The sequence below is a fragment of the Enterobacter sp. V87_3 genome (genome assembly GCF_029967835.1).
In the GTDB taxonomy this organism is placed as follows: Bacteria; Pseudomonadota; Gammaproteobacteria; order Enterobacterales; family Enterobacteriaceae; genus Enterobacter; species Enterobacter cancerogenus.
The window spans coordinates 74,066-99,809 of the sequence record NZ_JASCAM010000022.1 but is presented as its reverse complement, the minus strand read 5'-3'; the positions used below and the strand labels follow the sequence as shown (position 1 = coordinate 99,809).

Below are 25,744 nucleotides of genomic sequence, written 5' to 3'. Positions count from 1 at the left end.
ATGATGGTTCCTGTGTGTTATTAGAGATTATCTTTTGTCTAACAGTGAAGTAATGACATCGCCGCAGAACTGGATAATGAAAACGATGATCAGAATGGTCACCGTTGCCACCAGCGTGACGTCACCGTGGTTGCGCTGGAATCCTTCCAGATAGGCCAGATTTCCCAGCCCGCCGGCACCAATCACCCCTGCCATCGCGCTGTAGCTCACCAGCGCGATGAGCGTCACCGTGATACCTGAAACCAGTGCGGGTGATGATTCCGGGAGTAGAACCCGAAACACTAACGTGCTCAGCCGGGCGCCCATGGAACGAGTGGCTTCGATTACCCCTTTGTCCACTTCACGCAGGGCAATCTCAACCAGACGCGCATAGAAAGGTGCCGCGCCAACAATCAGAGCAGGCAGCGCCGCGTTGGCCCCGAGAATGGTGCCGACAATCGTTTTCGTGAACGGGATCAGCAGTACGATCAGAATGATGAACGGGATAGAGCGGAACACGTTCACCACAATCGAGATCACGCTGTAGACCGTACGGTTCTGAAACAGCCCGCCGCGCGCGGTTAAAAACAGCGCCAGGCCGAGCACGATGCCCAGCACAAACGTCGCCACCCCGGACAGCGCCGTCATGTACAGGGTCTCCTGGGTTGCAGACCAGAGCTGGTCCCACTTCAGATGCGGAAAGAGATTCTCAGCCATGCTTTACGACCTCGCCTTCAATATCGCTGTGCTGCAAATCGGCGAGGATATTGTTCAGTTGTTCATCGGATGCCACCACGTGCACCCACAGTTGTCCAAACACCCCGTGGGCGGTTTGGGTCATTTTTCCGTGCAGAATATTAAACGGCAGGCCGTAGCGCAGGGTCAGTTCGCCCACAACCGGACGGTGCGTGCTGTGCCCGGTGAAGGTCAGCCTGATCACCGTGCCCTCCAGCGCGTTCGCCAGTTCGGCATTAAAGCTTTCATCCTCGGCGTACTGGCTCACCTGACGGACAAACTGTTGAGTAATCGGCTGCTGCGGATGCGTAAAGACGCTCAGGACCTCTCCCTCCTCCACCACTTTGCCGTTTTCCATCACCGCCACGCGGTCGCAAATTTTGCGCACCACGTGCATTTCGTGGGTGATCAGCACGATGGTCAGCTTAAAGCGACGGTTAATGTCCGAAAGCAGATCGAGGATCTGATCGGTGGTCTGCGGATCAAGCGCAGACGTGGCCTCATCGCACAAGAGCACGTCAGGGTTATTCGCCAGCGCACGGGCGATGCCGACACGCTGTTTTTGACCGCCGCTCAGCTGAGACGGATAGGCATTTTCGCGCCCCTTCAACCCCACCAGCTCCACCAGTTCGGCCACGCGAGCCTTGATCCGGGCTTTAGGGACGCCCGCAATTTGCATCGAAAAGGCGATATTCTCATTCACCGTGCGCGACCACAGCAGGTTGAAGTGCTGGAAAACCATGCTGATTTTCAGGCGTGCCTGGCGCAGCGCTTCGCCTTTTGCGGCGGAAATATCCTGCCCGTTGATGGTCACGCTACCAACGCTTGGCTTTTCAAGTCCATTGAGCAGGCGGATCAGGGTACTTTTCCCCGCGCCGCTGTAGCCGATAATGCCGTAAATTTGGCCCTGCTCCACCGTCAGATTGACGTTATCAACCGCCGTGAGCGCCACCTTTCCGTTGTCAAAAATTTTCGAAATGTTCCTGAGTACTATCATTCTTATTCTGATCCGTTCCGCGATTAGCGGTTTAGCAGTATGGATGTCCAAAAGAGAGTAAACAGCCGTTATCAACTTTGAAATGACCAAAATGGAATGTCTTATAACCTTGTGAAATAAGAGGTACTACTACGGGCTGCGAGCCTGTTAGATGAATTTCAGAAATTGATTTCTGGCGAATGCATACCCCGCCGCGCTCAGCCGGCAAAATCGGCTATTTTTAGCGCAATACAGGGCCATTTAGCCGTCCTCACTTCCAGAGCACTTTACGTCTTGCTGTCTTTCCCTCCCGAAACGGTATGAATATTCCTTTCTGTTATAAACGGCAGTGAAAGGTTCTTTATTGAGAAAATTTCAGGGTCCTATCATCCGGTCATGAAATCCTGAAAGGACATGACCATGACGATTTACCATTCCGTTACCGACCTGATTGGCCAGACGCCCGTCATCCAGCTGCACAAACTCGATACCGGCCCCTGCTCGCTGTTTCTCAAGCTGGAAAACCAGAACCCCGGCGGCTCGATTAAAGATCGCGTGGCGCTGTCGATGATCGCGGAAGCCGAGCGCAGCGGCCTGTTGCAGCCCGGCGGCACGATTATTGAGGCCACTGCCGGGAATACGGGGCTGGGCCTGGCGCTGATTGCGGCGCAAAAAGGCTATGCGCTGATTCTGGTTGTGCCGGACAAAATGAGTCGTGAAAAGATATTCCACCTGCGTGCGCTGGGCGCACAGGTGGTGCTCACCCGTTCAGACGTGAATAAAGGCCACCCGGCCTACTATCAGGATTACGCCCAACGTCTGGCGGACGAATTGCCCGGTGCGTTTTATATCGACCAGTTTAATAATCCAGCCAACCCGCTGGCGCACCGCACCACGACCGCACCGGAGCTGTTTGAGCAGCTTAATGGCAACATCGACGCCATTGTCGTTGGCGTTGGCTCCGGCGGAACGCTGGGTGGCCTGCAGGCATGGTTTGCCGAACACTCTCCTCACACTGAGTTCGTGCTGGCGGATCCCGCCGGGTCGGTTCTGGCCGATCAGGTTGAGACCGGGCGCTATCAGGATGCCGGCGCCTGGCTGGTCGAGGGGATTGGCGAAGACTTTATTCCCCCGCTGGCCCACATTGAGGGGGTGAACCGCGCCTGGCGCATCAGCGATCGCGAGGCTTTTGCCACCGCGCGCGAGCTACTGAAAACAGAGGGCATTCTGGCCGGCTCCTCCAGCGGCACGCTGCTCGCCGCCGCGCTGAAATATTGTCAGGCACAGTCCTCGCCCAAACGCGTGGTGACCTTCGCCTGCGACAGCGGCAATAAATATCTCTCAAAAATGTTTAACGACGACTGGCTGCGCCAGCAGGGGTTAATCTCTCGCCCTGCGGCTGGCGACCTGTCCGACTACATTGCCCTGCGGCACGACGAGGGTGCAACGGTGACTGCCGCACCGGATGACACGCTCTCCACCGTGCTGGCGCGAATGCGTCTGTATGACATTTCCCAGCTTCCGGTTATGGAGAACGGCCGGGTCGTTGGCATCATTGATGAGTGGGATCTGCTGCGCCATATCGGAGGGGATGGCGATCGTTTCGCGCTACCCGTCACCCGGGCCATGACGCGACAGGTTGAGTTTCTCGATAAACACGCCCCTGACAGCGCCCTGTTCAACATCTTCGACCGCGGTCTGGTCGCTGTCGTTACCGACAACGACCGTTTTTTAGGGCTGATCACGCGCAGCGACGTTCTGACCACCTGGCGCAACCGCCTGTCACAATAAAGGAATAAACGATGAAAAATCTGGCCACCCTCAGCGTTCACAGCGGCGAGTTCCGCGACGAGCACGGCGCGGTCATGCCGCCGATTTACGCCACGTCCACGTTTGCGCAACCGTCGCCGGGCGAGCACACCGGCTATGAATATTCCCGCAGCGGTAACCCGACCCGCCACGCGCTGGAAACCGCGATTGCCGGGCTTGAAGGCGGTTCGCGGGGCTACGCGTTTGCGTCCGGCCTCGCGGCGATTTCGACCGTGCTTGAGCTTCTGGATAAAGACAGCCATATCGTCGCCATTGATGACGTTTACGGCGGCACCTGGCGTCTGATAGAAAACGTGCGCAAGCGCAGCGCCGGGCTGCAGGTGAGCTGGGTAAAACCCGGCGACCTGGCGGCTATCGAAGCCGCGATCCGGCCCCAGACGCGCATGGTCTGGGTAGAAACACCGACCAATCCGCTGTTAAAGCTGGCCGATCTGGCAGCGATAGCGGACATTGCGCGTCGTCATGACGTTATCAGCGTGGCGGATAACACCTTTGCCTCACCGGTGATCCATCGTCCGCTGGCGTCCGGATTTGATATCGTGGTGCACTCCGCCACCAAATATCTTAACGGCCATTCGGACGTGGTGGCCGGGCTGGCGGTGGTGGGCGATAACCCGGCGCTGGCCGAACAGCTGGGCTACCTGCAAAATGCCGTTGGCGGCGTTCTGGATCCGTTCAGCAGTTTCCTGACCCTGCGCGGCATCCGCACCCTTTCGCTGCGCGTCGAGCGCCACTCAACCAACGCGTTGGCCGTGGCCCAATGGCTTGAGCAGCACTCGCAGGTTGAGAGCGTATTTTACCCGGGGCTGGCGTCACACCCGCAGTATGAACTTGCCCGTCGCCAGATGGCGCTGCCCGGCGGCATGATTTCGCTGGTGGTTAAAGGCGATGCGCAACGCGCGACAGAGGTCATCCGCAAACTGAAACTGTTTACGCTTGCCGAAAGTTTGGGCGGCGTGGAGAGTCTGGTCAGCCAGCCCTACAGCATGACGCACGCCTCTATCCCTCTTGAGCAGCGTCTGGCTAACGGTATCGTGCCGCAGCTTATCCGCCTGTCGGTGGGGATAGAGGACGCGCAGGATTTAATCGCCGACCTCGACCAGGCGCTGACTCTTTAAGCAATACGCGGCAGGTGTTGCACCTGCCGCCATAAGATGTCATTTCACCTTAACGCATTGATAACAATCTTATGTGAAACTGCACAGATTGTTTTTGAAACGCTGTTTCCATTTTCCTTTTACCTCCCTTTCAGCGTATAATGCGCGCCAAATCCCTGGTGAATGGTTTCAGCGCTTGGAAGACAAAAAACCACGTACAACTTTTCCTCTCTCCCGTTGGGCTGTCACACAGGCACACTTTCTTCTGCACGCTCATTTGATGTCTCCTATCCTTAGTGCGTGTCATATACTCTTTTGCAACACAGGTTTGACTCTGCGGCGGTGCGCCCCCGGAGCGAGATTTCCATATCCTTCCCAACTTAAAGACTAAGACTGTCATGAAAAAGACGAAAATTGTTTGCACCATCGGCCCAAAAACCGAATCTGAAGAGATGCTGAGCAAAATGCTGGACGCCGGCATGAACGTTATGCGTCTGAACTTCTCTCACGGTGACTATGCTGAGCACGGTCAGCGTATCCAGAACTTGCGCAACGTGATGAGCAAGACTGGCAAAAAAGCCGCGATCCTGCTGGACACCAAAGGTCCTGAAATCCGTACTATCAAGCTGGAGGGCGGTAACGACGTTTCCCTGAAAGCGGGTCAGACCTTCACCTTTACCACCGACAAGTCTGTTGTCGGCAACAGCGAAACCGTTGCGGTGACCTATGAAGGCTTCACCAGCGATCTGTCCGTTGGCAACACCGTCCTGGTGGATGACGGCCTGATCGGCATGGAAGTGACCGCTATCGAAGGCAACAAAGTTATCTGTAAAGTGCTGAACAATGGCGACCTGGGCGAAAACAAAGGCGTTAACCTGCCGGGCGTTTCCATCGCGCTGCCAGCACTGGCTGAAAAAGACAAGCAAGACCTGATCTTCGGCTGCGAGCAAGGCGTTGACTTTGTGGCAGCGTCCTTTATCCGTAAGCGTTCCGACGTGGTGGAAATCCGTGAGCACCTGAAAGCGCACGGCGGCGAGAAGATCCAAATCATCTCCAAAATTGAAAACCAGGAAGGCCTGAACAACTTCGACGAAATCCTCGAAGCGTCTGACGGCATCATGGTTGCACGTGGTGACCTGGGCGTTGAAATCCCGGTTGAAGAAGTTATCTTCGCGCAGAAGATGATGATCGAGAAATGCGTTCGCGCGCGTAAAGTGGTTATCACCGCGACGCAGATGCTGGACTCCATGATCAAAAACCCACGCCCTACCCGCGCAGAAGCAGGCGACGTGGCGAACGCCATCCTCGACGGTACCGACGCAGTCATGCTGTCCGGTGAGTCTGCAAAAGGGAAATACCCGCTGGAAGCCGTTAGCATCATGGCGACCATCTGCGAGCGTACTGACCGCGTGATGACCAGCCGTCTGGACTTCAACAACGACAGCCGTAAACTGCGCATCACCGAAGCAGTGTGCCGCGGTGCGGTAGAAACCGCCGAAAAACTGGACGCGCCGCTGATCGTTGTGGCAACCCAGGGCGGTAAATCCGCTCGTGCAGTGCGTAAATACTTCCCGGACGCCACCATCCTGGCGCTGACCACTAACGAAACGACTGCGCGTCAGCTGGTGCTGAGCAAAGGCGTTGTGGCGCATCTGGTAGAAGAAATTGCATCAACTGACGATTTCTACATCCAGGGTAAAGAACTGGCGCTGGAAAGCGGTCTGGCACAGAAAGGCGACGTTGTGGTAATGGTTTCTGGTGCGCTGGTTCCAGCTGGCACCACTAACACCGCATCTGTTCACGTGCTGTAATAATTCCCGAACGAATTAATTTTGATTAAAGCGCCCCACGGGGCGCTTTTTTTATTCCTGTCTTTAGCCCTGTCCAATCAAAAAGCAAATCGGGTTTTTCTATTTAATCGCCAATTATCTAAGATGAATCCGATGAAAAATGCCTTTTTTAACATAGCTTTTTCGACAAAAATGCCAAATACGATGCTTCTTTGAGCGAACGATCAAAAATAGGCGCATTCCCAACAAAAAAATATTCTCAACCTAAAAAAGTTTGTGTAATACTTGTAACGCTACATGGAGATTAACTCAATCTAGAGGGTATTAATAATGAATCGTACTAAACTGGTACTGGGCGCGGTAATCCTGGGTTCTACTCTGCTGGCAGGTTGCTCCAGCAACGCTAAAATCGATCAGCTGTCTTCTGACGTTCAGACTCTGAACGCTAAAGTTGACCAGCTGAGCAACGACGTGAACGCAATGCGTTCTGACGTTCAGGCTGCTAAAGACGACGCAGCTCGCGCTAACCAGCGTCTGGACAACCAGGCTACTAAATACCGTAAGTAATAGTACCTGTTAATAAAATGGCGCACATTCATTGTGCGCCATTTTTTTTGCCTGTTCCAGACTACTGCGTCACCTTCTCTCCCTCGCTCTCTGCAACCGCATCTGCCCCCCGGCTATTTTGCACCGATAACACGTTTGTGCTCGCGGACGTGCCGCTCGCCGTTGACACGGCAACCGGTATCCCGGCCCGGCGCGACAACGCTTTATCAATAAGCGCTTTATCATTGCCCGCCTGCGCCACAAAGGTCGCAAAATCCGCTGAGTGGCTTATCGCCACGGTTTGCGGGTTCTCCCCTTCCTGCTGCGCCAGCGGACGGTGAACCTCTATGTAGCGCCTGCCGTCTGGCTCCACGGCGAATTTGACCGGCTCGTTGATAATCTGGACCCGCGTACCGACGCGCACCTGTTCGAACAGCGCTTTAATATCCGGGGCATTCATGCGCATACAGCCGGAACTGACGCGCAGACCGACGCTATTTGGCGCGCTGGTACCGTGGATGAGATATTCACCGTTACCGATGCCTAAACGCAGTGCAAAGCGTCCTAGCGGGTTATTCGGCCCTGCGGGTACGACAGGCGGCAGTTTAATGCCCTGCGCCAGTGAGCGTGCTCTGATGCCCGCCGTTGGCGTCCAGGTAGGATTGGGGATTTTCTGGCTCACGCGCGTGGTACTGACCGGCGTTTCCAGTCCCAGCTGGCCGATGCCAAGCGGATAGACCTCAACCCTGTTTTCACCCGGCGGGAAGTAATAGAGTCGCAGCTCTGCCAGGTTCACCACAATCCCCTCGCGCGGGGTGTCCGGTAGCAGCATTTGAGACGGGATAGTGATGACCGTGCCCGGTGCGGGGTTCACCGGTGCAATGGTGTTATTGGTCTCGAGGATCAGCTGTGCGGCGGTGTTAAACCGTCGCGCAATGTCCTGCAGTTTATTATCGCCCTCCTGAATGGTGTACGTCTGATTTTGGCCAATAAGCCTGCTGCCGACGGGCGGCAAAGGGTAATCCACCGCACGGGCCGTATTAAGGGCACCGAGCGAACCTAAAAGTATAAGAGTAATGAAAGACGCGCGCTTCATGCTGAGATTCCTTATTCACTGACAGAACGCCAGAAAGCTGAAAAACCAGCGAGGCGGGAACCACCTCGCGAAACAGAATGAATGCTGTCCTGTAAGTCTAGCTAATGATTGCGGCTTTAGCGCGGATGGCGCGGATCATCGCTTCCAGACCCTGGGAGCGTGACGGGGTGAGATGCTGCGTGAGCGCCATTTTTTCAAACCACGGGCGCACGTCAAAGGCGACGATATCCTGAGGAGACATCTGGTGATAGAGAATAAACACGACGGCGATAAGCCCTTTTACAATGGCGGCATCGCTGTCACCCTGTAGCTCAATAACGCCGTCGCTATTCTGGTGCATCACAATCCACACCTGGCTCTGACAGCCCTGAATAATATTATCCGGGTTATGGGCCTCTTCACCGAGCGGCGGCAAACGCTGTCCCAGCTCAATAATATAGAGATACTTCTCTTCCCAGTTTGCGCAACGCCCGAAGTTACGCAGCAGTTTTTCTTTGTCCGGCAGTTCTGCCATGTTTCGCCTCTTTGTTAACCCAGCAGCTGATGAATGCGCTTCAGCCCAGCCACCAGTCTGTCGACCTCTTCCATGGTGTTATACATTACCAGCGATGCCCGGCACATTGCCGGCACCTGGTACCACTCCATCAGCGGCATGGCGCAGTGATGTCCGGTACGTACCGCCACGCCGTAATTATCAAGGAAGCTCCCCACATCATAGGCGTGGTGTTTCCCCAGATTAAAGGCGATAACGCCCTGGCGGTTGGCTGGGCCGTATAACGTCAGGTCCGGCACGCTGGCAAGCTCCTGTAACGCATAATGCATCAGCAGCTGTTCATATTCATGAATTGCCTCAAGGCCGATGGCCGAGACGTAAGATAACGCCGCCCCCAGGCCGATAATCCCGCCGGTGTTGGGCGTCCCCGCCTCAAAGCGCCACGGCGCACGGGCGTAGGTGGTGCCCTGCGTCAGGCTGACGGTGGCGATCATCGACCCGCCCCCTTCCCACGGCGGCATAGCTTGCAAAATATCTTCTTTAACGTACAGCACGCCAATACCGGTAGGCCCGTAAAGCTTATGGGCGGAGAAGACGTAGAAATCGCAATCCAGCGCCTGCACATCCACCGCGTGGTGCATCACCGCCTGGGCACCATCTATCAGCACCTTCGCGCCCACCTGATGCGCCTTCGCAACGATCTCCGCTACCGGGTTCTCGGTGCCCAGCACGTTAGAGACCTGCGTCACCGCCACCAGCCGCGTGCGCTCGTCCAGCAGCGCGTCGAGCTGCGCCAGCTGGAGCGTGCCATCGTCATGCAGCGGGACCACGCGCAGCTCTGCACCGACGCGCTCGCAGAGCATCTGCCACGGCACGATATTGGCATGGTGCTCCATCCGGGTGATGATGATGTTATCACCCGCGTGCACCTGCGCGCTGCCCCAGCTATTAGCCACCAGGTTGATCCCTTCGGTGGTGCCGCGCACAAATACCAGCTCTTCCGGCGAGCGGGCGTTGAGGAACGCAGCGGCCTGAGTACGCACGTTTTCCATGCTTTGAGTGGCTTCGGCGCTGAGCGTGTGAATGCCACGATGCACGGCGGCATAGCCGTGGCGGTAGAACCCGGCTTCAGCGTCAATGACCTGATTGGGCTTCTGGGCGCTGGCCGCGCTGTCGAGATAGGCCAGCGGCAGACCGTTGACTTCACGGGTCAGGACCGGGAAATCAGCCCGGATTTTTTCTACGGGAAAACTCATGCCTCGCCTCCAGGCAGACGCTGGCCAATACGAGTCAGGACCTGCTGTTTGAGTATGCCGTCGCGCAGGGCTTCCGTCAGCTCCGCGGCAAAGGCATAGATAATCATCTTCTGCGCGGCCTGCTGGTCAATGCCGCGCGAGCGCAGATAGAACATCTGCTCGTCGTCAATCCGCCCGACCGTTGCGCCGTGGCTGCATTTGACGTCATCGGCGTAGATCTCCAGTTGCGGCTTGGTATCCACCTCCGCCAGACGGCCCATCAGCAGGTTGTTGTTGGTCATCTGCCCGTCGGTCTTGATCGCGTGTTGTGCCACGTTGATCAGGCCGTTAAACACCGCACGCCCTTTATCGCTGACGATGGTTTTATGCAGCTGGCAGCTGTTACAGTAGCCTTTGTTGTGCTCAAGCCAGGTGCGCGTGTCGCACACTTCTGATTTCACCGGCATCGCCAGGCTGTTGATGCGCAGGGTGGTGTTTTCACCGTTAAGCTGCGTGCTGGTGTTGTGTCTTAGCACCGCGCCGCCGAGCAGGAAGCTGTGGCTGTCGGCCGCGCCGTCTGGCCCCAGCGCAATGTCGTTATGAGCAAAGTGATGGCTCACCGGGTTTTCAAACGCCAGCTTGATGTGGTGAAGCTGGGCGTTCGCGGCCACGTTCATGGTCAGGCGCGCCCCGGTGAAATGGCGGGTATCGTTCAGGCTGACATAATGCTCGATGACCGTCGCCTCCGCCCCTTCCGCCAGCTCAACGTGGTGACGATAGTGCGCCGTGTTGATCTCATCGCCGTCCAGCCCCTGGGTGATGTGCATCAGCAGTAGCGGTTTGTCAGGGCGCTGGTTACGCCTGACGGAAATATGCGTCACGCTCTGCGCCAGGCTTTCGGTCAGGTGCAGGAAAACCTCAGGCTGCACGGGCGCATGCAGGTTCTGCCTATCGTTATTGATCGCCACCTCAAATCCGCTCTCCTGGGTGCTGTCGCTCAGTTCTGGCCGGAACTGCCCGTCAACAAAAACCAGACGCACTGCATCCAGGGTGAGCGCCAGCGCGTCGCGCTGCGCCGGGTTAACGTCCGCCAGGCGCGTGACAAATTCGCCCTTCAGCAGGCCATCGAGCGGGGTGTATTTCCAGTTCTCCTGCTTACGCGTCGGCAGGCCGAGGCGCAGCAGCTGCTGCAAATGGTGCTCAGCCTGTTCAGACCGGGTGTTGCCCTGCGCTTCAAACAGGCGGTGCCACTGCTGGAGAACATTACTGCTGTTCGGTAAGCCAGCCATAACCTTGCTCCTCCAGTTGTTTGACCAGCGTAAAATCGCCGGATTTCACAATACGTCCCTGATAGAGCACGTGCACAAAATCCGGTTTGATGTAGTCAAGAATGCGCTGGTAGTGGGTCACGATGATGAACGAGCGGTTGCCATCGCGCAGGGAGTTAACCCCGTCCGCCACAATTTTCAGGGCATCGATATCCAGGCCGGAGTCGGTCTCATCCAGAATGCAAAGTTCCGGTTCGAGCACCGCCATCTGCAGGATATCGTTACGCTTTTTCTCACCGCCGGAGAAACCAACGTTGACCGAACGGGTCAGCAGGTCTTCCGGCATCTTTAGCAGCTTGATCTTCTCTTCCATCAGATCCTGGAAGTCAAAGCGGTCCAGCGCGTCGAGGCCGCGATACTTGCGTACCGCGTTGAGCGCGGTTTGCAGGAAGAACTGGTTGCTGACGCCGGGGATTTCCACCGGATACTGGAAGGCCATAAAAATGCCCTCGCCCGCCCGCTCTTCCGGCGACATCTCCAGAAGATCTTTGCCGTTAAACTCAACCGCGCCGTGGGTGACTTCGTAATCCTCTCGTCCTGCCAGCGTCGCAGAAAGCGTACTTTTCCCGGAGCCGTTTGGCCCCATGATGGCGTGGACTTCGCCCGGTTTGACGTTAAAGTTGAGACCGCGAAGGATCTCTTTATCTTCCACACTGACCTGTAAATCTTTAATGCTTAACATGTGCTTTCCTTAACCGACGCTGTGTTCAAGACTAATGGCGAGGAGTTTCTGGGCTTCAACGGCAAATTCCAGCGGCAGTTCAGAGAACACATCCTTGCAGAAGCCGTTCACAATCATCGAAATGGCATCTTCTTCGCTTATCCCGCGCTGCAGGCAGTAGAAGAGCTGATCTTCCCCGATGCGCGAGGTTGTCGCCTCGTGCTCAAGCTGCGCGCTGTTGTTCCGGCACTCGACGTACGGGAAGGTGTGCGCCCCGCAGTCAGCACCGATCAGCATGGAGTCACACTGGGTAAAATTACGGGCGTTGGTCGCCGTCGGCATGATTTTCACCAGCCCGCGATAGCTGTTCTGGCTGTGCCCGGCAGAGATGCCTTTCGAGATGATCGTCGATTTGGTATTTTTGCCGATATGGATCATCTTGGTGCCAGTATCCGCCTGCTGATGACCGCTGGTGAGCGCCACCGAGTAGAACTCGCCGATGGAGTTGTCCCCGCGCAAAATGCAGCTTGGGTATTTCCAGGTGATGGCCGAGCCGGTTTCCGACTGGGTCCAGGACATTTTGCTGTTCTCACCTTCGCACAGCGCACGCTTGGTGACGAAGTTCAGAATGCCGCCGGTATTGCCGTCCCCCGGGAACCAGTTTTGCACCGTGGAGTATTTCACTTCCGCGTCTTTGTGGATGATCACTTCCACGACGGCGGCATGTAGCTGATAGCTGTCACGCACTGGCGCTGAGCACCCTTCGATATAGCTGACGTAACTGCCTTCATCGGCGACCAGGATAGTTCGTTCGAACTGACCGGTTTTCTCCGCGTTGATACGGAAATAGGTCGACAGCTCCATCGGGCAGCGCACCCCTTTCGGCACGTAAATAAAGGTGCCGTCGGAAGCTACTGCGGCGTTCAGGGCCGCAAAGAAGTTGTCGTTACTCGGCACCACGGTACCGATGTACTTTTTCACCAGCTCGGGGTGATCGTGGATCGCCTCGCCAAACGAGCAGAAGATAATCCCCTGTTCGCCCAGTTTTTCACGGTAGGTCGTCGCGACGGAGACGGAGTCAAAGATGGCGTCCACCGCTACCTCTTTGCCTTCGCGTACCGGTACGCCGAGCTGGTTAAAGGCGTCTTCTACCTCTTTACTGAGGAAGCCATTGTCAGCGCCGGTTTGCTGGACCGCGCCGGGCTGAGAAGCACAGGTGTCATCACAGCTGCCGCAGGATGGCGCAGAGTAGTAGCTGTAATCCTGATAGTTCAGCTTATCGTAGTGCGCTTTCAGCCAGTGCGGCTCCTCCATCTCCAGCCAGGCGCGAAACGCGCTCAGGCGGAATTCGAGCATCCACTCCGGCTCATTACGCTTGGCCGAAATGGCACGCACAACCTCTTCGTTGATGCCTTTCGCCAGCTCATCGGTCTGCAACTGCGTGAAGAACCCCTCTTTATAGTTGAGGTGCCCGCCACTCCAGGTGTTAACATCACTCGTTGCTTCAGTATTACGAGACATAGTACCGCCTATACCCCAAAGCTTTCGCCGCAGCCACATTCGTTCTGGGCTTTCGGGTTATGAAATTTAAACAGCTGATTTAAACCTTCACGAACGTAGTCAACCTCGGTGCCGTCGATAAAGGGCATCGCCTGCAGCGCGACGTACAGCTTCGCGCCGTCAGTTTCAAACACCAGATCATCTTTCGCAGGTTCTGTGACGGTATCCAGCACATAGCCGAAGCCAGCGCAGCCGGTCTGTTTTACGCCTAAGCGCACGCCGAGAATCTCGGGCTTTTTCGCCACCAGCTCATGGATATGCGCTGCAGCGGCGGGCGTAAGCGTTAGCCCACGCCAGGCAAAATCGGCAGGATTGAAGGTTTCTGAATGCAGTTCCATAGGTCCACCTCATCTAATAAGCCACCAAGACATAACACCATGTTAGTGATAACGATTATCACTTCAACCCCTTGCGAGCAGGGGCTTTCGGCTTAATCGCCCTTTTTGGCGACTTTCCTTAAGCATAGACCCTGTAGCAGGTTGCAGGAGGGAGGGTTTGAATTGTTCAATGCATTGATAAATGGCGCATTTTTCAATAAGAGAGAATTAAAATCGGCAAAAGTAAAATATGCATCGGAAATGCCTATTATTAAGATAGATTTTCTGGATTCTGCGGTTTTCAGCAATTTAAGCTAAATCAACGGGTTGCCGCTAAAGGGTTTCTGCAGGAACCTGCCGCTGGGTTATGCCCTGATTGCCTGACGGAGTTTGAACGGCAAGGTTTGTGAAGCATCACCCCTATTTCTCAACGCCTGGGTCTGGAAGGCTTTTATCCCCTTAAAGAACAAGCTTAATCGCGAAAGGTATTGAGTGAGGTTATTTACCCTTGTTTAAGTATGGATGCGATCTATTTTGGTTAATATCGCTTCGTCATTATTTACATCTTGCTCAATATATTCGGCGTAATGTTTCCCCTGTTAATTGTTCATACAAAGGGAAAATTTATGTCATGGAATAAATCAGAAGCCGTTTCTTATGCCCGCACCCACGCTCAGGCTCATACCGGCCATTATTGCGCGCGTGCCGTCGCTGCCGCCATTCGCGCGGGCGGAGTCAAAATCGAAGGCGCTAATGCTAAAGACTTCTGGCGGTCGCTCGAAAACGCGGGCTTTGTTAAAGTGTACGGAACCCCCGTTGCTGGAGATGTTGCAGTCATTGATGCACTGCCGGGCCCAGGTGAATATGGTCATGCATGCATATACGACGGCGCAGGAACGTGGTATTCCGATTTCAGACAAAACAGCTTATATCCAGGACCACGGTACAGAAAGTTACAGCCTGCCGTGACGCTTTACAGGCATTATTAATATGAAAAAAGTAGCCGTTCTTCTCATCCTCAGCGCCACCGCATCAGCAGCGGATGATATGCAAATTCCCATGCAGCGAGCGCTTGAATTTAATCGCTGGTACGTGAACCAGATTAATGCCGACCATTTTCCCATTAGTGATAGCGGACGAATTGATACCTACGTCACCGCAAGCACTATGCAGAAATTGCGTCATGCGCAGGATCCGCGCTACGCCGATGAAGAATATTATGACGCAGATTTTTTCACCAAATCGCAATATATCGGTGACGACTGGGCGCAAAATGTGTCGATAGCTTCTTATGATACCGATCCGGTTTGCGTTAACGTGAGCATCACTTACGGCAAAAAAAATCCCCACACTGTTATCGACTGTATGGTTAAGGAGAATGGTGTATGGAAAATTCAATCCGTCGCTGCACGAGATAATAACTGAACCACGTTACAACGGATCATGAATGGAATTCATCCGTGAAAACATCGTCTCACCAGAAACCATAAACCCCGCATCGGCGGGGTTCTCATCGTCAATCACATTATCAGCGCGTGGCCGCGTTATACCAACTATTCTGCCCCGTGGAATGACACGGCAAAACCCTGTTCCCGCCAGTGATCCAGCTGTTCCTGCTGACGTGCGGTAGGTGTTTTTCCCGTCCAGACGAAGATTTTTTGTCCCGGGAAAAGCTCAGGGCGCGGGGAATCAATTGGTTCAGACAGGACGTCAATATGCCATCCCTTCCACGCCAGGCGTGCAGCTTCGAGCCAGAGATGGGTTCGGTCATCACACTCCCAGCCAATCAGCAGCGCGTCTTTGCCGACTTTCTTGCGCGATTCAACCAGGCTTGTGATGGCAAGTTCAATCAGTACGCCGTCGAGCAGGCTCGCCATGTGACGCACCGTATTCTGGTCCTGATTCATTTTTTGACGTACGGGAGTGATAATCATGTCGATCAGCACATCCATCGCGTAGTCGCGACGAAACTCGCCGATCTTGGCGCGCAGCTTTGTTGGGTTCGCATAGCGCAGAACGGTTAACATCTCTTCCTGAAGCACCACCCAACTGCTTTGGGTCAATACTTCTTTATTTTCAAGTAATGCTTTAACTTTACCGACCGACACGCCGCTTTTCATCAGGCGCTTGATCTCTTCGATACGCAGGATATCTTCATCGTCAAACTGCCGATGACCCCCTTCGCTGCGCTGTGGCTTTAACAATCCATAACGGCGCTGCCAGGCACGCAGCGTAACGGGGTTAATACCGCATCGTTCGGCGACTTCGCCGATACTGTAATAGGCCATAAACTCCCTCACGCTCAATACTTCCATACCTAACTCGTCTTACCTTATCAGATTGTACAACGCATTTGTATAACTAACTCCTCATCCTGGAACAAGTGGATGGTGTACAAACCATCCACTCGTTAATGTATTGTTGTATAAATTTGACCGTTCGTACAGTTATGCGTGAGTCATAGTGTACAACCTGATTAAATTTCGAACTTTTTTTCAGGCCAGGCGATGGCCGGAACGCCGCCCAACCGTGGGCTGGCAAAAAGATGCCCCTGGAACTGAGAAATGCCAGCCGATTCCAGCCACATCCACTCTTCAGCCAGCTCCACGCCGACGGCACAAAACTGGATTTCGAGTGAGGCGCAGCACTTAATGATCGCCTGGATAATCGCCTGACGCGGCCCGCTTTTGTGAACGTTCGCCACCAGATCGCGGTTTATCTTGATTCTGTCCGGCTGAAACTGAGCCAGAAGCTGCAGCCCGGCAAATCCGGCACCAAAGTGATCGATTGTCACGCTGATACCGGCGCTTTTAAGCTGTCTCACGGCGTGATTAAATTCCTCAAAGCGTGAAATGGCTTCGCTTTCAGTGAATTCCACCACGATTTGCTCCGGTACAAAGCCGTTCGCTTCGATTGCCGTGAGCAAAAAGTCCACCGCATTCGGCGCATTAACCAGCGTCATTGGCAGCAGATTGAGGGACAGCGTCTGGCTCTGAAGCCCCAGCGCGCAGGCCATGGAAAGCGCGACCTGCTTACTTTTCAGGTCGGCTTCATAGATGGCATTGCCCGTGAGTGATGAAAAATAGTCCGCTGGCGATCCGCCATCCACCGTACGGACAAGCGCTTCCCAGGAGACCACCTGCTGCATAAACGGGTCAACGATAGGCTGAAACGCGAAGCTACAGTCTGCGCCCTTCGGCACCACAGCAGGCTGTGCGGATAACGCGGTTTCTTCCTGAACAAAATCCCAGGCATCCGCAGAGGGAAGTTCAAAGTAGTTGGCTTTTTCCGTAGCCTCAACGAACGTGCGGAAGAACTGCAGCGCGCGGTCGTTGTATGTCATCTGGTACTTGGTGGTGCCTTTGTCCAGCACCTGCTGAAGAACCTCGTCCCTGTCATATTTACGCAGGTCGAAAAGCTCCATCCCGACGTTACCAAACCGGCGTGAAGGCCCATGGTCGCAAAGCAGCTCCACCAGATTGTGATGTCGCGGATCGCGACAAATATTCTGATAGATTGCCAAAACGCTCGCTTCGGGTCCCTCGAGTAACTGGAAAAAATGCGTTCCATTGAACAGCAAAATTCCGGTTACGTCCGCGTGTTGGTTCTTCCTGTTTGCAACCCCTACCATGTCTTCCAGTGCTTTCACTGGAACGTCCTCGCAGATGTGACTGCGGTAAATGATGGTTGTTAGCATGCTTGTTCCGGGGTTAATAGGGTCGGCCACAAATCATTGTGGGTAGGGTTCTGTTATAGCACATTAATTCGCTAACAAATAATCTACATCTCAATAAGTTACATGCGATCGCACACCCCGCAAGCATCCTGTACAACACAGCATTCTGAACGCGCATTGTACAATATATCCTGACACAGTCGCATAAAATTAATTTCAAACAACCTGTTGTAAAATAAAGATATTTGTTATAAACGCTACAAAATATTTAAAAATCTGTACATTTTTCATGTACAGATTTAAAAAATGTGTATACCTTATTTGTAACGTTACTGATTACGGATTTTTACAGGAGCGAAACATGCAACAGAACGGTTACGTCGCTGACTCAGCAGCCGCGATTGCGCAGTACTTCGAAAAAGCCGCGCTTCCCACTCAGCAAGAGACGCTGGGCCAGGTGGTTGTTGAGATCCTGAGCGACGGGCGGAATTTGAATCGCAAATCGCTCTGCACCAAATTATTAAGTCGCCTTGAAAGGGCCTCCGGCCCGGAAGAGGAACAGCACTATCACATGCTGCTTGGACTGCTCTTTGAACGATAATGAACAGTAGTGATGTAGACAAACTGATCGACCAGCTTATCGGTGAAGCCGTTCTTTCTCTTCTGAAAGAGCGGGGGCCAGTTACAACCGAAGCGCTGCTTCAGCGTCTGCAAAGTATGAAAGCACATGAAAAGAATCCCCAGCGGCGGGAGACACTCGCGAAGGTGATTGCCGAAATGGGTGAAACCACAATCCCGTTTATGCGTCGCAGAGCCGCTCAAGGACGATCCAACAGAGAGGGATCTCTGAAATATAACAGAGACAATGTAGTGCCTTTATTTGGTAATGGAAAACCGTCCGATCCAAAGAAAATACATTGACTACAACTTAACAGCTACGGTGAGAACAAATGAGACAAAATATTCAGCTTCAACCCGAATACCATTCCGCCTTTTTAGATAGCGCATTATCGGAGTATTTCCGTCACGCAGGCGAGCGTTTTGCTGAAGAGTCCGCTGTTTTTTCTACTGCAGTCCGTTGTGTTTTGGCCTCGGAAGGCCATCTGACCAATAAAGCCATTATTCTGTGGCTCATCCAGACGCTGGAAACCACGCACGATGTGGTTCAGGCAGACGTAATCCGCAAAACGCTGGAAATTGTGGTGGGCTACACCATGGACGATCTTTAACATCTTTCCCTCATTTATGCCGGCGTGTCATTTTATCCAGAATGACACGCCCTTTTCCTCTTCTGCTTTTTACGATTAATGACTCAGTTCGTCGCGAAATACGGCAGGCCAGTTATTTTTTTCTGCCAGCCGGTTCATCCACAGCACTAACTCATAATCGCTGCGCAAATTGAATTTCTGCATCGCCATATATTTGTGCGTAAACACGGTTTTGCCGCTAATACGTAATTTATTGGCTATCTGCAGCACCGTCATACCTTTATGCAAGCCAATCATAATGCGGATTTGCTGGGGTGAGAGGTATTTCTGCTGGCAATCAAAACATGATACGGCCTGCTGATGATATTCCGGGCGCTGGAGGTTATGCCACAGACGGCAGAGTTCCTGGCGCATTCTGGCAAGCGATGCGCGTCGGGAGATAAAAATAATATCCTCAAAACAGGAGGGCAATGCGCAGGCGCGCCGGTCATCATCGACAAAGCCAATGATTATCCCCTTCTGTCGCGCATGCAGTTCCGGTAAACAGGTAAAGCACTCCCCTGGGCATAACGACAGCACGATAATATCGGCGTTTTTTACGCTTTCAGGTGTAAAGGTAAAATTAAAGCCGATAGTTTGCCCGCGTTCGCGCCAAAAGAAATCGCTAAAAAACGCGGTGAGTCCACAGCGGAATAAGGCATTAGATTCTTTTATTACGATATTGATCATTTTTCTCTCTTTACGCTCATACCGTTCAGTTGTACTGCATGGTGAGGACCACCACCGCGCTCAGCGATCCGGGCGTTGCCCTGCCGTCGACCGATGTAACCATGGCCTGCATTGGCAGCGTGACCGTTCTGTCTGCGCCGATAGCCCGCGTAAGGGTTGACCCGTTCCCCTTTAACGTCCCGCTGCTCGCCTCGGACATGGCAATAGCCACATGCGTCGCCGTGCCGCTGTTCTTGTAATACTCCGGCCCAGCGTCGGGATCTGGCGTGCCGGTGAAGAGCACCGTTACGCTCCGCGTGCCCGCCGGGCACTGGGTAAAGGCCAGGTTAAACGAAACCGGATCGGTAGACGCGCCCGGGGTAGCCATGTTTGTGGCCTGATGATCGCCAAGGTTGATATCAAGGTTGTCATTGCCTGCGTTAAACACGCAGGGTGATGCGACAATATTTCCCGTGACGCTCAGGTTCACACCGTCCGCGGCCCCTGCACTGGTGCTCAGCAGGCTCGCCAACAGCAGCATTTTGATATTCATCTTCACAGGCCCCCGCTACTGGTAGGTGAGATTAAGCGTGGCGGATGCGTTCGCGGAGCCCGCTTCCACAACCGGCAGCGTCTGGTAATAGCGCGCGGTTAACGGAAACGTCTCCTGCCCACCCGCTGCGGACTTCATCACCAGACGGTTATTCAACGTCAGCGGCGTGCCGTTATATAACAGCTGTACGCCGACGCCTTTTGCCGTGCCGGTATTGCCCTGTCCGGTCAAGGCCAGCACGCTGTTATTTGCCACATCGGGGTTCTGAATGCCGCTTAAGGTCGCCGTTACGTTGGCGCCCGCGTCGCAATTCAGCCCAAGATTCTGGGTGTTTTGCGCGCCTGAAGGCGTAGTGCCCACCGTTGAGCCAAACGTCGCGGCGGAGATATCGCCTATCGGAAAGGTCAGTTGCGGCGTGAGGATCGTGCAGGCCACGACATTGATCGTTCCGTCGGTAATACGCGTGGTCAGGCCGTCGCGAAAAACGCCGTCAGCGTCTTGCAAGGCGACGACGCCGACAACGCCCGGCGTCAGCGAGCCAGAGGTCACTGGCCCGGTGACAATCAGTTCAATTTTCCCGCCCCACCATTCCACGTAAGATGTCTGCGCGTTATACGAAAAGGTGTTCATCGGGTTGTCGAAATGCGCGCCCGAAGAGAAGCGGATACCAATTCCCGGGATATTGGTGTCGTAGATATGATTGCCCAGGGTGCTCGGCACGGCATTCAGATAGCGCAGGCTGAACCCCAGCATCAACGGGTTGCTGCAGCCACTTAAATACGATTTCGTCGTGGTGGCCGCGCGGGAAAAGATAACCGCCCCCACCGCGACATCGCGCTGCACTGACAACGTCCCTACCGAGAGCGTCGACTCCAGGGGCGTGATCGTCGTGCAGGTGCCAGCGACCGCGACAGGTGCGCTTAACGCGAGACAAAGCATAAAAATGAAGATCGGTAATCGCATCGGTTAAACCCTAAAGGCAGTTAATTGTCAGTTCGGTCATGCCCGCCGGAGAAGGCGGGTCCGCAAGCGTGAACGCGGCGCGGCACTGCTGCTCCGGGCCAGGCCCCCACTTCACGTCGAGCGTTCCCCGATCCTCCAGGCCGGAGAGGTACGCCTGCCCTCTGTCGCCCACAATCACGCTGTCGCTCTCCGTGCGCGCCAGGGTGACGATGGCACCAAAAGGCACGGCGCGCCCCCGGTAAAGCAAGGTTATCAGGGCGCGGCGGCCAATTTTCGCCCTGTAGTCCGATCGCACTACCGCACCACGGGTTGGCGTCACCGTCTGGGTGGTCAGTTCCAGCTCGACGTCATCAGGCAGGCTTTCGGGCGCGAGGGTTATCTCGTTTTGTCGGTATACCGACAGATTGCTGACCACCGTATATCCGCGAAAGTCAGTTTTGACGCCCGGCTGGTTGCGGATAGCAACATCATGCGCGCCCGGCGCTTTGACCAGTGAGTTGGTCTCGCCAAGCGGTTGCGAGAGCGTCAGGCCATTCTCATGCAGGAGGATCCCACCCTGCAGGCCATAGTTGAGGCGGGCGCTCTGTTTGTCGTAGCCGTATCCCAGGCTCGCATCGCCGTAAGCGCCTTTATAATCGCCGCTCAGGGTGCCGGAGTTGCCTGCGCCACGGGAGCCATAGCCCTGCTGCAGGTTCCAGCTCAAGGCCTGGTTGTCCAGCGCCACACCGTTCAGGCCGACGTTGTGCGTTGTGCCATTGTGTTTACTGACGTTCATCCCTTCACTGGCCCACGTCTGCGGCAGGAACGCATCAAGCGGGACGCTGATGTTCAGGGCCAGAAGCTGATCTTTTTCATACCGTTTTTGGCTGCCACTGGCGTCGGGGGTGCCGTTTCTGCTGTACGTCCACGTCAACCCGAAGCTGACATGCCGCCAGTAGTTGTTATACCCAAGGCTGTAGGACGCCATGGTTCGTCCGGAATTCCAGTAATCTTCCCGCGCCGCGCTCAGCATCAGAGACCCACGGTTTCCGCCGAGCGACTGACTCATCGTCAACTCCGCCCGGTTGCGACGCCGCTCCTGAACGATGCGGTTATCGCCATACGTATCCAGAGTCTCCTGCATGCCGTAATAGCCGCGGGTGGCATAGCGGTAACCCGCAATTGAAAAATGGGTGCCAGTGCTGACCATGTTTTTAGCGTATCGCGCCCGCAGGGACTCACCATGAGTCTGGCCCTCGCCCTGAGGCGATGATTCGCTCCGCGTCACGTCCACAGACACGGCACCGAGGCCGCCCATATTTTTTCCGACGCCCAGCGACAGGGCCTGATACTTAGCGGATGCCTGCAGGCCGCCGTAAAGGGTGTATCCCTGCGGCAAACCATATATGGCCGTCACTACGCCAAACAGCGTGTTTTCTACGCTGCGGTCATACGAGCGGTACTGTCCGGCGGTGAGCGCGTATTTCAGTCGCCCTTCCCGCTGCAAAACCGGCAGAGAAGCAAACGGCAGCGTAAAGTGCTGCTCGCTCCCGTCACTTTCCACTATGGTGACGTCAAGATCGCCCGCGCCGCCGGTGGGGTACATATCGATAATCGCAAAGGCCCCGGGCGCCACGTAGGTCTGGTAAATCTGATAGCCGTTCTGGCGCACAACTACCTGGGCATTGGTGCGGGCAATCCCTCTGATCACCGGGGCGTACCCTTTCTGCGAATCCGGCAGCATATCGTCATCCGAGGCCAACTGGCCGCCGCGAAACGGCAGACTGTCAAACACATCCGAGGGGGACGCGCTGTCGCCTAACGTGAGCTGCGCTTTCAGGGGGATAATGGCGCGCTGAACATAGGTATAAACCGTATCCGTGCTGCTCTGCCCTGACGCGTCTCGCGACCAGGTGCTGTAATTTCGCAGACGCCACGGTCCGACGTTAAGCCCCGGACGCAGGTTAATGTACTGGCTGCTGGCGTCCGTTCCGGTATGTTGCCTGGCCCAGCCTTTTGCCCCGCTAAGGCTGTAATTCAGCATGGCGGCGGTGATCCCGTCGTCCCAGCGGTCGGGCGAGACATAGCCGCGTGCGGGCATAGCGATCGCGGCCTGCGGAATACTGATGATGAGCCGCTGCGCCGCAAACTCAAACCGTGCGCTGGCCTGCGGGATCGCCTCCAGGTTGACGCAGTCCGCGCTGTCTTGCGACAACGCGGGGAACAGCGCGGTTTTTACACCCCACGCTTTTAGCCGCTCGAGGCTCAGACAGGGCTGCAAGGGCGCGTCCGCGGTTTTCCCGGCAATAAACTGCACGTCTTTGGTCTCTACAAGCTGGCCGTCGAGAATAATGTCAACGCGGTACTGGCCCGGCGCCTGGCCGCCCGTTTCAAACGCGGACAAATCCGCTTTGCCCATACCCGGGTTATCCAGCTCCACCAGCTCGGGGTTGAATGTTTCACGGGCGTAAACTGACTGCGCGACGTTGAAAAACGCAACGACAAAATATAACGCCTGACGCGCGGGCCACATTTTATTCTTTTTCGTTGCCATTTCTTTTCCCTGATCTTTTCAGGAGAGACCTTTACTTTATAATGACGCGTTAACCTGATGGGTTATTCCAGGGCTGCCGTAGTCATTGATGATTTTAAATGTCATTGCACTGCCATTAGCCCCCTGCGGAATAGCAAAGCGGGTGACCGAGCCTGGCAGAACAAACGTCACGTCTTCCACTTTCTTTCCACCCAGGCTTATTTCATTAAAATTGATGACGTATTGCGTCGGGTTCGATACTTCCAGAGTATTGCCCCTGCGCTGCCATTTTAACTGGTTCGCCTGTTCTTCCGGGTTTGAGCCTTTTAAATTAGCCGGACGATAAATCAGCTTTATGCGTGTTTTCACGGCAATTTGCAGGGCATTGGTTTGGGCTGCCGATGAGGGAATGGCTTTTATATTGAGCCAGAACAAACTCTCTTTATTCTGGGGCAGTGCGCCGGTCAGCACGATGCGTTCAACGTTTTGCTGCCCACCCTCCAGACGATAAAGCGGAGGCGTAATCACAAACGGCGCTTTACTTGCCTCCTCTTGTGGCATATCCACCCAGGACTGAATCAGATAAGGCGAGCTGTCAGGGTTATTAACGTTAATGGAGGCCTCTTTTTTAGCCCCGTCAAAAATAACGCGCGTTCCGCCGATAATCACACCGGCGTACGCGTCCGTTATACCCAGAGCAGCGGCCGATATCAGAAACATTTTGCCAATAACTTTCATTTTTCTACCTGTTTGAAACAAGGGGGGCAATATGCCCCCCATCGAGACGTAAGCGTAATAACGCTGTGCTCGTATATCAGTTGTAAACCACAGAGAAGTTAGCCACAGAGTTAGCCGGACCCGCGACCACCGTCGCTGCAGTTGAGATATACTGAGCATAGAAATCCAACGTATTATCCGCAGTGCTGCTCAGCATATAGGTATAACCGTTGGTACCGTGCAGAGGCAGGTCTGCTTTATCTGCTGTCATCAGGTTAATTGCAATCCCGGTGGCTGCACCCGCTACTGAGGAATCAATAGCCAGCAGGTTTGAATTGCTGATATCCGGCGTACCGTCAAAACGTACTTTTGCGCTGGTCACCGTGACCGGGCAATTTTTCAGTACGATATTAAATTTCGTTGCGGCCGTTCTTGCGCCGGTGGCGGTAAACTCTGTTTTATAATAATCGCCCAGTACGACAACCTGGTTTTGTGATGCAACATCCACGTCACAGGCTGAATCCAGAATATTACCCGCGAAATTTACGGTCCCTGCTGCAGCGAATACCGTTGTTGCCGTCAGGGCAGAACTTGCTGCGAGGGCAGCCATTACCATTATTTTTTTCATCATCATCATCCCGTGTAACTTTATTTATTATCGACATTCACGCAGCAGGAAGCCGTAAAAAGAATCGACAGCAATTCTTTTTATCTGGCGATATGCAATGTGCATTTTCTGACCGCTGTATAAAATTTAGAGAAACTTAATGCTGAATACAATCGATTTGAGGTCTAGCTGTAGACTCTATTTTAACCGTTAATTAACACTGCCTATGTCGCGGATATTACTCAAAATTTTGTCAGTCTACTTTTAGACTCTTTCCCCGTTAGTAATACTTTCAGTACGTTATTCCCGATACATCCTCCGGTCTACTTTTGGACTCGGGTAACATATTCACTCCTGTCTCATTTTTTAAGATAATTCGCAGGTGATCAAAAAATCATCACGCTTCTCAGTTGAGGTCTTAAATGAATACGCGTCTGTCCGCCGCCCATGACAGCGGAATATCAACGGTACTTGAATTAAAACCTTACAGGCACATTGAAACGCTCATTAAACATGTTCTGCCTGCTGCACAACGCATGGTTCTCGCCCGGGGTGAAGTCGTTCAGTATTATGATAAAGAGATCCGCCAGTGCTTCCTGCTGCTGCAAGGCGGCGTGGCCCTGTACCGTCGGGGTGACGGGATTGTTTTAAATTCTGAATCCGCGCCGTTTATTCTCGGCGTGAGCAGCCAGTTCTCTTCTGAGCATTTATATGTCAGGGCGAACGAGACATCCGAAATTGCGCGCGTTCCGCTTGAGGTTTTTAATAACGTCGTTGCCCGTGAGGATCTGTGGGAGCATTTCTCAAAACTGCTGATCTACACCGCCTCCCGCGTCTATGAGCACTGCGCGCAAATTTCGCAGATGTCGGCCTATGACATCATCCGCTTCCAGCTTGTCGAACTGATGCAGGAGCCGGAAGCCATCCGGTTGAATACCACCGCAGCGGCGTATATTAAAAGCCGGACCTATTTATCGCGCAGCGGCATCATGCGTATTCTTGCCGAACTGCGTACCGGAAAGTACATCACCATGGAGCGTGGGATACTGCTTGAGCTTCATCATTTACCGCGAAAATATTGATCGGTAACCCTTTAAACCGGGTAATGATCCTGCGGTTCGCACTATAATGAGATAATCCATGTATAAGGTTATCCG

General features: G+C 54.3%; 27 protein-coding genes. 10 read left to right on the top strand and 17 right to left on the bottom strand.

Annotated features, from left to right (window positions below):
- Positions 1-27: 27 nt before the first annotated feature.
- Both QLG21_RS09750 and QLG21_RS09745 read right to left on the bottom strand, forming a co-directional pair.
- Positions 28-696, bottom strand: coding sequence for a methionine ABC transporter permease (locus QLG21_RS09750; RefSeq protein WP_058608951.1), 669 nt, complete (start codon positions 694-696; stop codon positions 28-30).
- Positions 689-1,711, bottom strand: a complete 1,023-nt coding sequence (locus QLG21_RS09745; protein ID WP_058608952.1) for an ATP-binding cassette domain-containing protein — start codon at positions 1,709-1,711, stop codon at positions 689-691. The genes QLG21_RS09750 and QLG21_RS09745 overlap by 8 nt, the downstream gene beginning before the upstream one ends.
- 399 nt (positions 1,712-2,110) lie before the next feature.
- On the opposite strand from QLG21_RS09745, the gene QLG21_RS09740 reads away from it, so the two are divergent.
- From QLG21_RS09740 to lpp, 4 genes are all read left to right on the top strand, one after another.
- Positions 2,111-3,481 carry a cystathionine beta-synthase gene (locus QLG21_RS09740; protein ID WP_137848460.1) on the top strand — a complete coding sequence of 457 codons (1,371 nt, stop codon included), beginning with the start codon at positions 2,111-2,113 and terminating at the stop codon, positions 3,479-3,481.
- Between the two features lie 11 nt (positions 3,482-3,492).
- A complete protein-coding gene (locus QLG21_RS09735; protein ID WP_137848459.1) occupies positions 3,493-4,638 on the top strand; it encodes a PLP-dependent aspartate aminotransferase family protein in 1,146 nt (381 codons plus the stop codon).
- 377 nt (positions 4,639-5,015) lie between these two features.
- Positions 5,016-6,428, top strand: coding sequence for a pyruvate kinase PykF (gene pykF, locus QLG21_RS09730; RefSeq protein ID WP_137848458.1), 1,413 nt, complete (start codon positions 5,016-5,018; stop codon positions 6,426-6,428).
- Between the two features lie 309 nt (positions 6,429-6,737).
- Positions 6,738-6,974 carry a murein lipoprotein Lpp gene (lpp, locus tag QLG21_RS09725; RefSeq protein ID WP_001082307.1) on the top strand — a complete coding sequence of 79 codons (237 nt, stop codon included), beginning with the start codon at positions 6,738-6,740 and terminating at the stop codon, positions 6,972-6,974.
- Positions 6,975-7,035: 61 nt separating this feature from the next.
- On the opposite strand, the gene QLG21_RS09720 is transcribed toward lpp, so the two are convergent.
- The 7 genes from QLG21_RS09720 to sufA all read right to left on the bottom strand — a co-directional run bounded on the left by QLG21_RS09720 (position 7,036) and on the right by sufA (position 13,664).
- Positions 7,036-8,049, bottom strand: a complete 1,014-nt coding sequence (locus tag QLG21_RS09720) for a L,D-transpeptidase family protein (protein WP_058608955.1) — start codon at positions 8,047-8,049, stop codon at positions 7,036-7,038.
- Between the two features lie 97 nt (positions 8,050-8,146).
- Positions 8,147-8,563, bottom strand: coding sequence for a cysteine desulfuration protein SufE (gene sufE / locus QLG21_RS09715; protein WP_006174908.1), 417 nt, complete (start codon positions 8,561-8,563; stop codon positions 8,147-8,149).
- A gap of 14 nt (positions 8,564-8,577) precedes the next feature.
- Entirely contained in the window at positions 8,578-9,798 is a 1,221-nt protein-coding gene (gene sufS / locus QLG21_RS09710; protein ID WP_006174907.1) for a cysteine desulfurase SufS, read from the bottom strand.
- Entirely contained in the window at positions 9,795-11,066 is a 1,272-nt protein-coding gene (gene sufD / locus QLG21_RS09705; RefSeq protein ID WP_282484293.1) for a Fe-S cluster assembly protein SufD, read from the bottom strand. The genes sufS and sufD overlap by 4 nt, the downstream gene beginning before the upstream one ends.
- Positions 11,041-11,787: a Fe-S cluster assembly ATPase SufC gene (sufC, locus tag QLG21_RS09700; RefSeq protein WP_006174905.1), complete on the bottom strand. Its 747-nt coding sequence runs from the start codon at positions 11,785-11,787 to the stop codon at positions 11,041-11,043. Before sufC ends, sufD begins: the two co-directional genes overlap by 26 nt.
- Before the next feature lie 9 nt (positions 11,788-11,796).
- Positions 11,797-13,287: a Fe-S cluster assembly protein SufB gene (gene sufB, locus QLG21_RS09695; RefSeq protein WP_137848454.1), complete on the bottom strand. Its 1,491-nt coding sequence runs from the start codon at positions 13,285-13,287 to the stop codon at positions 11,797-11,799.
- An 8-nt stretch (positions 13,288-13,295) separates the two neighbouring features.
- Entirely contained in the window at positions 13,296-13,664 is a 369-nt protein-coding gene (gene sufA / locus QLG21_RS09690) for a Fe-S cluster assembly scaffold SufA (protein WP_006174903.1), read from the bottom strand.
- Between the two features lie 605 nt (positions 13,665-14,269).
- Here sufA and QLG21_RS09685 point away from each other — a divergent pair.
- Both QLG21_RS09685 and QLG21_RS09680 read left to right on the top strand, forming a co-directional pair.
- Positions 14,270-14,632, top strand: a complete 363-nt coding sequence (locus tag QLG21_RS09685; RefSeq protein WP_088207435.1) for a CHAP domain-containing protein — start codon at positions 14,270-14,272, stop codon at positions 14,630-14,632.
- 1 nt (position 14,633) lies between these two features.
- Positions 14,634-15,068, top strand: coding sequence for a DUF3828 domain-containing protein (locus tag QLG21_RS09680; RefSeq protein ID WP_282484292.1), 435 nt, complete (start codon positions 14,634-14,636; stop codon positions 15,066-15,068).
- A 128-nt stretch (positions 15,069-15,196) separates the two neighbouring features.
- Here the strand turns inward: QLG21_RS09680 and QLG21_RS09675 are convergent, their stop codons facing one another.
- Together QLG21_RS09675 and QLG21_RS09670 are read right to left on the bottom strand one after the other, a co-directional pair.
- Entirely contained in the window at positions 15,197-15,931 is a 735-nt protein-coding gene (locus QLG21_RS09675) for a MerR family transcriptional regulator (RefSeq protein WP_282484382.1), read from the bottom strand.
- Between the two features lie 188 nt (positions 15,932-16,119).
- Positions 16,120-17,340, bottom strand: coding sequence for a diguanylate phosphodiesterase (locus QLG21_RS09670; RefSeq protein ID WP_282484291.1), 1,221 nt, complete (start codon positions 17,338-17,340; stop codon positions 16,120-16,122).
- Positions 17,341-17,680: 340 nt separating this feature from the next.
- Between QLG21_RS09670 and ycgZ the strand changes: the two genes are divergently transcribed.
- The 3 genes from ycgZ to QLG21_RS09655 are packed head-to-tail and all read left to right on the top strand — an operon-like array spanning position 17,681 to position 18,548.
- The gene (gene ycgZ / locus QLG21_RS09665; protein ID WP_042319640.1) at positions 17,681-17,920 is read left to right on the top strand and encodes a regulatory protein YcgZ; all 240 of its coding nucleotides are present in this window, start codon (positions 17,681-17,683) and stop codon (positions 17,918-17,920) included.
- Positions 17,920-18,240, top strand: coding sequence for a hypothetical protein (locus tag QLG21_RS09660; protein WP_006174896.1), 321 nt, complete (start codon positions 17,920-17,922; stop codon positions 18,238-18,240). The genes ycgZ and QLG21_RS09660 overlap by 1 nt, the downstream gene beginning before the upstream one ends.
- A 29-nt stretch (positions 18,241-18,269) precedes the next feature.
- A complete protein-coding gene (locus tag QLG21_RS09655; protein ID WP_006174895.1) occupies positions 18,270-18,548 on the top strand; it encodes a biofilm/acid-resistance regulator YmgB/AriR in 279 nt (92 codons plus the stop codon).
- Positions 18,549-18,623: 75 nt separating this feature from the next.
- Here QLG21_RS09655 and QLG21_RS09650 read toward each other — a convergent pair whose 3' ends face one another.
- The 6 genes from QLG21_RS09650 to QLG21_RS09625 form a co-directional block, all read right to left on the bottom strand.
- Positions 18,624-19,256: a LuxR C-terminal-related transcriptional regulator gene (locus tag QLG21_RS09650; protein ID WP_058608961.1), complete on the bottom strand. Its 633-nt coding sequence runs from the start codon at positions 19,254-19,256 to the stop codon at positions 18,624-18,626.
- Positions 19,257-19,281: 25 nt separating this feature from the next.
- The gene (locus QLG21_RS09645) at positions 19,282-19,794 is read right to left on the bottom strand and encodes a type 1 fimbrial protein (protein ID WP_282484290.1); all 513 of its coding nucleotides are present in this window, start codon (positions 19,792-19,794) and stop codon (positions 19,282-19,284) included.
- Between the two features lie 9 nt (positions 19,795-19,803).
- Positions 19,804-20,751, bottom strand: coding sequence for a fimbrial protein (locus QLG21_RS09640; protein WP_282484289.1), 948 nt, complete (start codon positions 20,749-20,751; stop codon positions 19,804-19,806).
- 10 nt (positions 20,752-20,761) lie between these two features.
- The gene (locus QLG21_RS09635) at positions 20,762-23,284 is read right to left on the bottom strand and encodes a fimbria/pilus outer membrane usher protein (RefSeq protein ID WP_282484288.1); all 2,523 of its coding nucleotides are present in this window, start codon (positions 23,282-23,284) and stop codon (positions 20,762-20,764) included.
- Between the two features lie 36 nt (positions 23,285-23,320).
- A complete protein-coding gene (locus QLG21_RS09630; RefSeq protein WP_282484381.1) occupies positions 23,321-23,983 on the bottom strand; it encodes a molecular chaperone in 663 nt (220 codons plus the stop codon).
- 94 nt (positions 23,984-24,077) lie between these two features.
- On the bottom strand, positions 24,078-24,608 hold the full coding sequence (locus QLG21_RS09625) for a fimbrial protein (RefSeq protein ID WP_282484380.1): 531 nt from the start codon (positions 24,606-24,608) through the stop codon (positions 24,078-24,080).
- Positions 24,609-25,009: 401 nt separating this feature from the next.
- Here QLG21_RS09625 and QLG21_RS09620 point away from each other — a divergent pair, with 401 nt between their 5' ends.
- The gene (locus tag QLG21_RS09620) at positions 25,010-25,669 is read left to right on the top strand and encodes a helix-turn-helix domain-containing protein (protein ID WP_006174887.1); all 660 of its coding nucleotides are present in this window, start codon (positions 25,010-25,012) and stop codon (positions 25,667-25,669) included.
- Positions 25,670-25,744 lie beyond the last annotated feature (75 nt).

Coding starts and splice junctions, on each gene's coding strand:
- QLG21_RS09750 (WP_058608951.1), bottom strand. CDS start 696: ATGGCTGAGAATCTCTTTCCGCATCTGAAGTGGGACCAGCTCTGGTCT.
- QLG21_RS09745 (WP_058608952.1), bottom strand. CDS start 1,711: ATGATAGTACTCAGGAACATTTCGAAAATTTTTGACAACGGAAAGGTG.
- QLG21_RS09740 (WP_137848460.1), top strand. CDS start 2,111: ATGACGATTTACCATTCCGTTACCGACCTGATTGGCCAGACGCCCGTC.
- QLG21_RS09735 (WP_137848459.1), top strand. CDS start 3,493: ATGAAAAATCTGGCCACCCTCAGCGTTCACAGCGGCGAGTTCCGCGAC.
- pykF (WP_137848458.1), top strand. CDS start 5,016: ATGAAAAAGACGAAAATTGTTTGCACCATCGGCCCAAAAACCGAATCT.
- lpp (WP_001082307.1), top strand. CDS start 6,738: ATGAATCGTACTAAACTGGTACTGGGCGCGGTAATCCTGGGTTCTACT.
- QLG21_RS09720 (WP_058608955.1), bottom strand. CDS start 8,049: ATGAAGCGCGCGTCTTTCATTACTCTTATACTTTTAGGTTCGCTCGGT.
- sufE (WP_006174908.1), bottom strand. CDS start 8,563: ATGGCAGAACTGCCGGACAAAGAAAAACTGCTGCGTAACTTCGGGCGT.
- sufS (WP_006174907.1), bottom strand. CDS start 9,798: ATGAGTTTTCCCGTAGAAAAAATCCGGGCTGATTTCCCGGTCCTGACC.
- sufD (WP_282484293.1), bottom strand. CDS start 11,066: ATGGCTGGCTTACCGAACAGCAGTAATGTTCTCCAGCAGTGGCACCGC.
- sufC (WP_006174905.1), bottom strand. CDS start 11,787: ATGTTAAGCATTAAAGATTTACAGGTCAGTGTGGAAGATAAAGAGATC.
- sufB (WP_137848454.1), bottom strand. CDS start 13,287: ATGTCTCGTAATACTGAAGCAACGAGTGATGTTAACACCTGGAGTGGC.
- sufA (WP_006174903.1), bottom strand. CDS start 13,664: ATGGAACTGCATTCAGAAACCTTCAATCCTGCCGATTTTGCCTGGCGT.
- QLG21_RS09685 (WP_088207435.1), top strand. CDS start 14,270: ATGTCATGGAATAAATCAGAAGCCGTTTCTTATGCCCGCACCCACGCT.
- QLG21_RS09680 (WP_282484292.1), top strand. CDS start 14,634: ATGAAAAAAGTAGCCGTTCTTCTCATCCTCAGCGCCACCGCATCAGCA.
- QLG21_RS09675 (WP_282484382.1), bottom strand. CDS start 15,931: ATGGCCTATTACAGTATCGGCGAAGTCGCCGAACGATGCGGTATTAAC.
- QLG21_RS09670 (WP_282484291.1), bottom strand. CDS start 17,340: ATGCTAACAACCATCATTTACCGCAGTCACATCTGCGAGGACGTTCCA.
- ycgZ (WP_042319640.1), top strand. CDS start 17,681: ATGCAACAGAACGGTTACGTCGCTGACTCAGCAGCCGCGATTGCGCAG.
- QLG21_RS09660 (WP_006174896.1), top strand. CDS start 17,920: ATGAACAGTAGTGATGTAGACAAACTGATCGACCAGCTTATCGGTGAA.
- QLG21_RS09655 (WP_006174895.1), top strand. CDS start 18,270: ATGAGACAAAATATTCAGCTTCAACCCGAATACCATTCCGCCTTTTTA.
- QLG21_RS09650 (WP_058608961.1), bottom strand. CDS start 19,256: ATGATCAATATCGTAATAAAAGAATCTAATGCCTTATTCCGCTGTGGA.
- QLG21_RS09640 (WP_282484289.1), bottom strand. CDS start 20,751: ATGCGATTACCGATCTTCATTTTTATGCTTTGTCTCGCGTTAAGCGCA.
- QLG21_RS09635 (WP_282484288.1), bottom strand. CDS start 23,284: ATGGCAACGAAAAAGAATAAAATGTGGCCCGCGCGTCAGGCGTTATAT.
- QLG21_RS09630 (WP_282484381.1), bottom strand. CDS start 23,983: ATGTTTCTGATATCGGCCGCTGCTCTGGGTATAACGGACGCGTACGCC.
- QLG21_RS09625 (WP_282484380.1), bottom strand. CDS start 24,608: ATGAAAAAAATAATGGTAATGGCTGCCCTCGCAGCAAGTTCTGCCCTG.
- QLG21_RS09620 (WP_006174887.1), top strand. CDS start 25,010: ATGAATACGCGTCTGTCCGCCGCCCATGACAGCGGAATATCAACGGTA.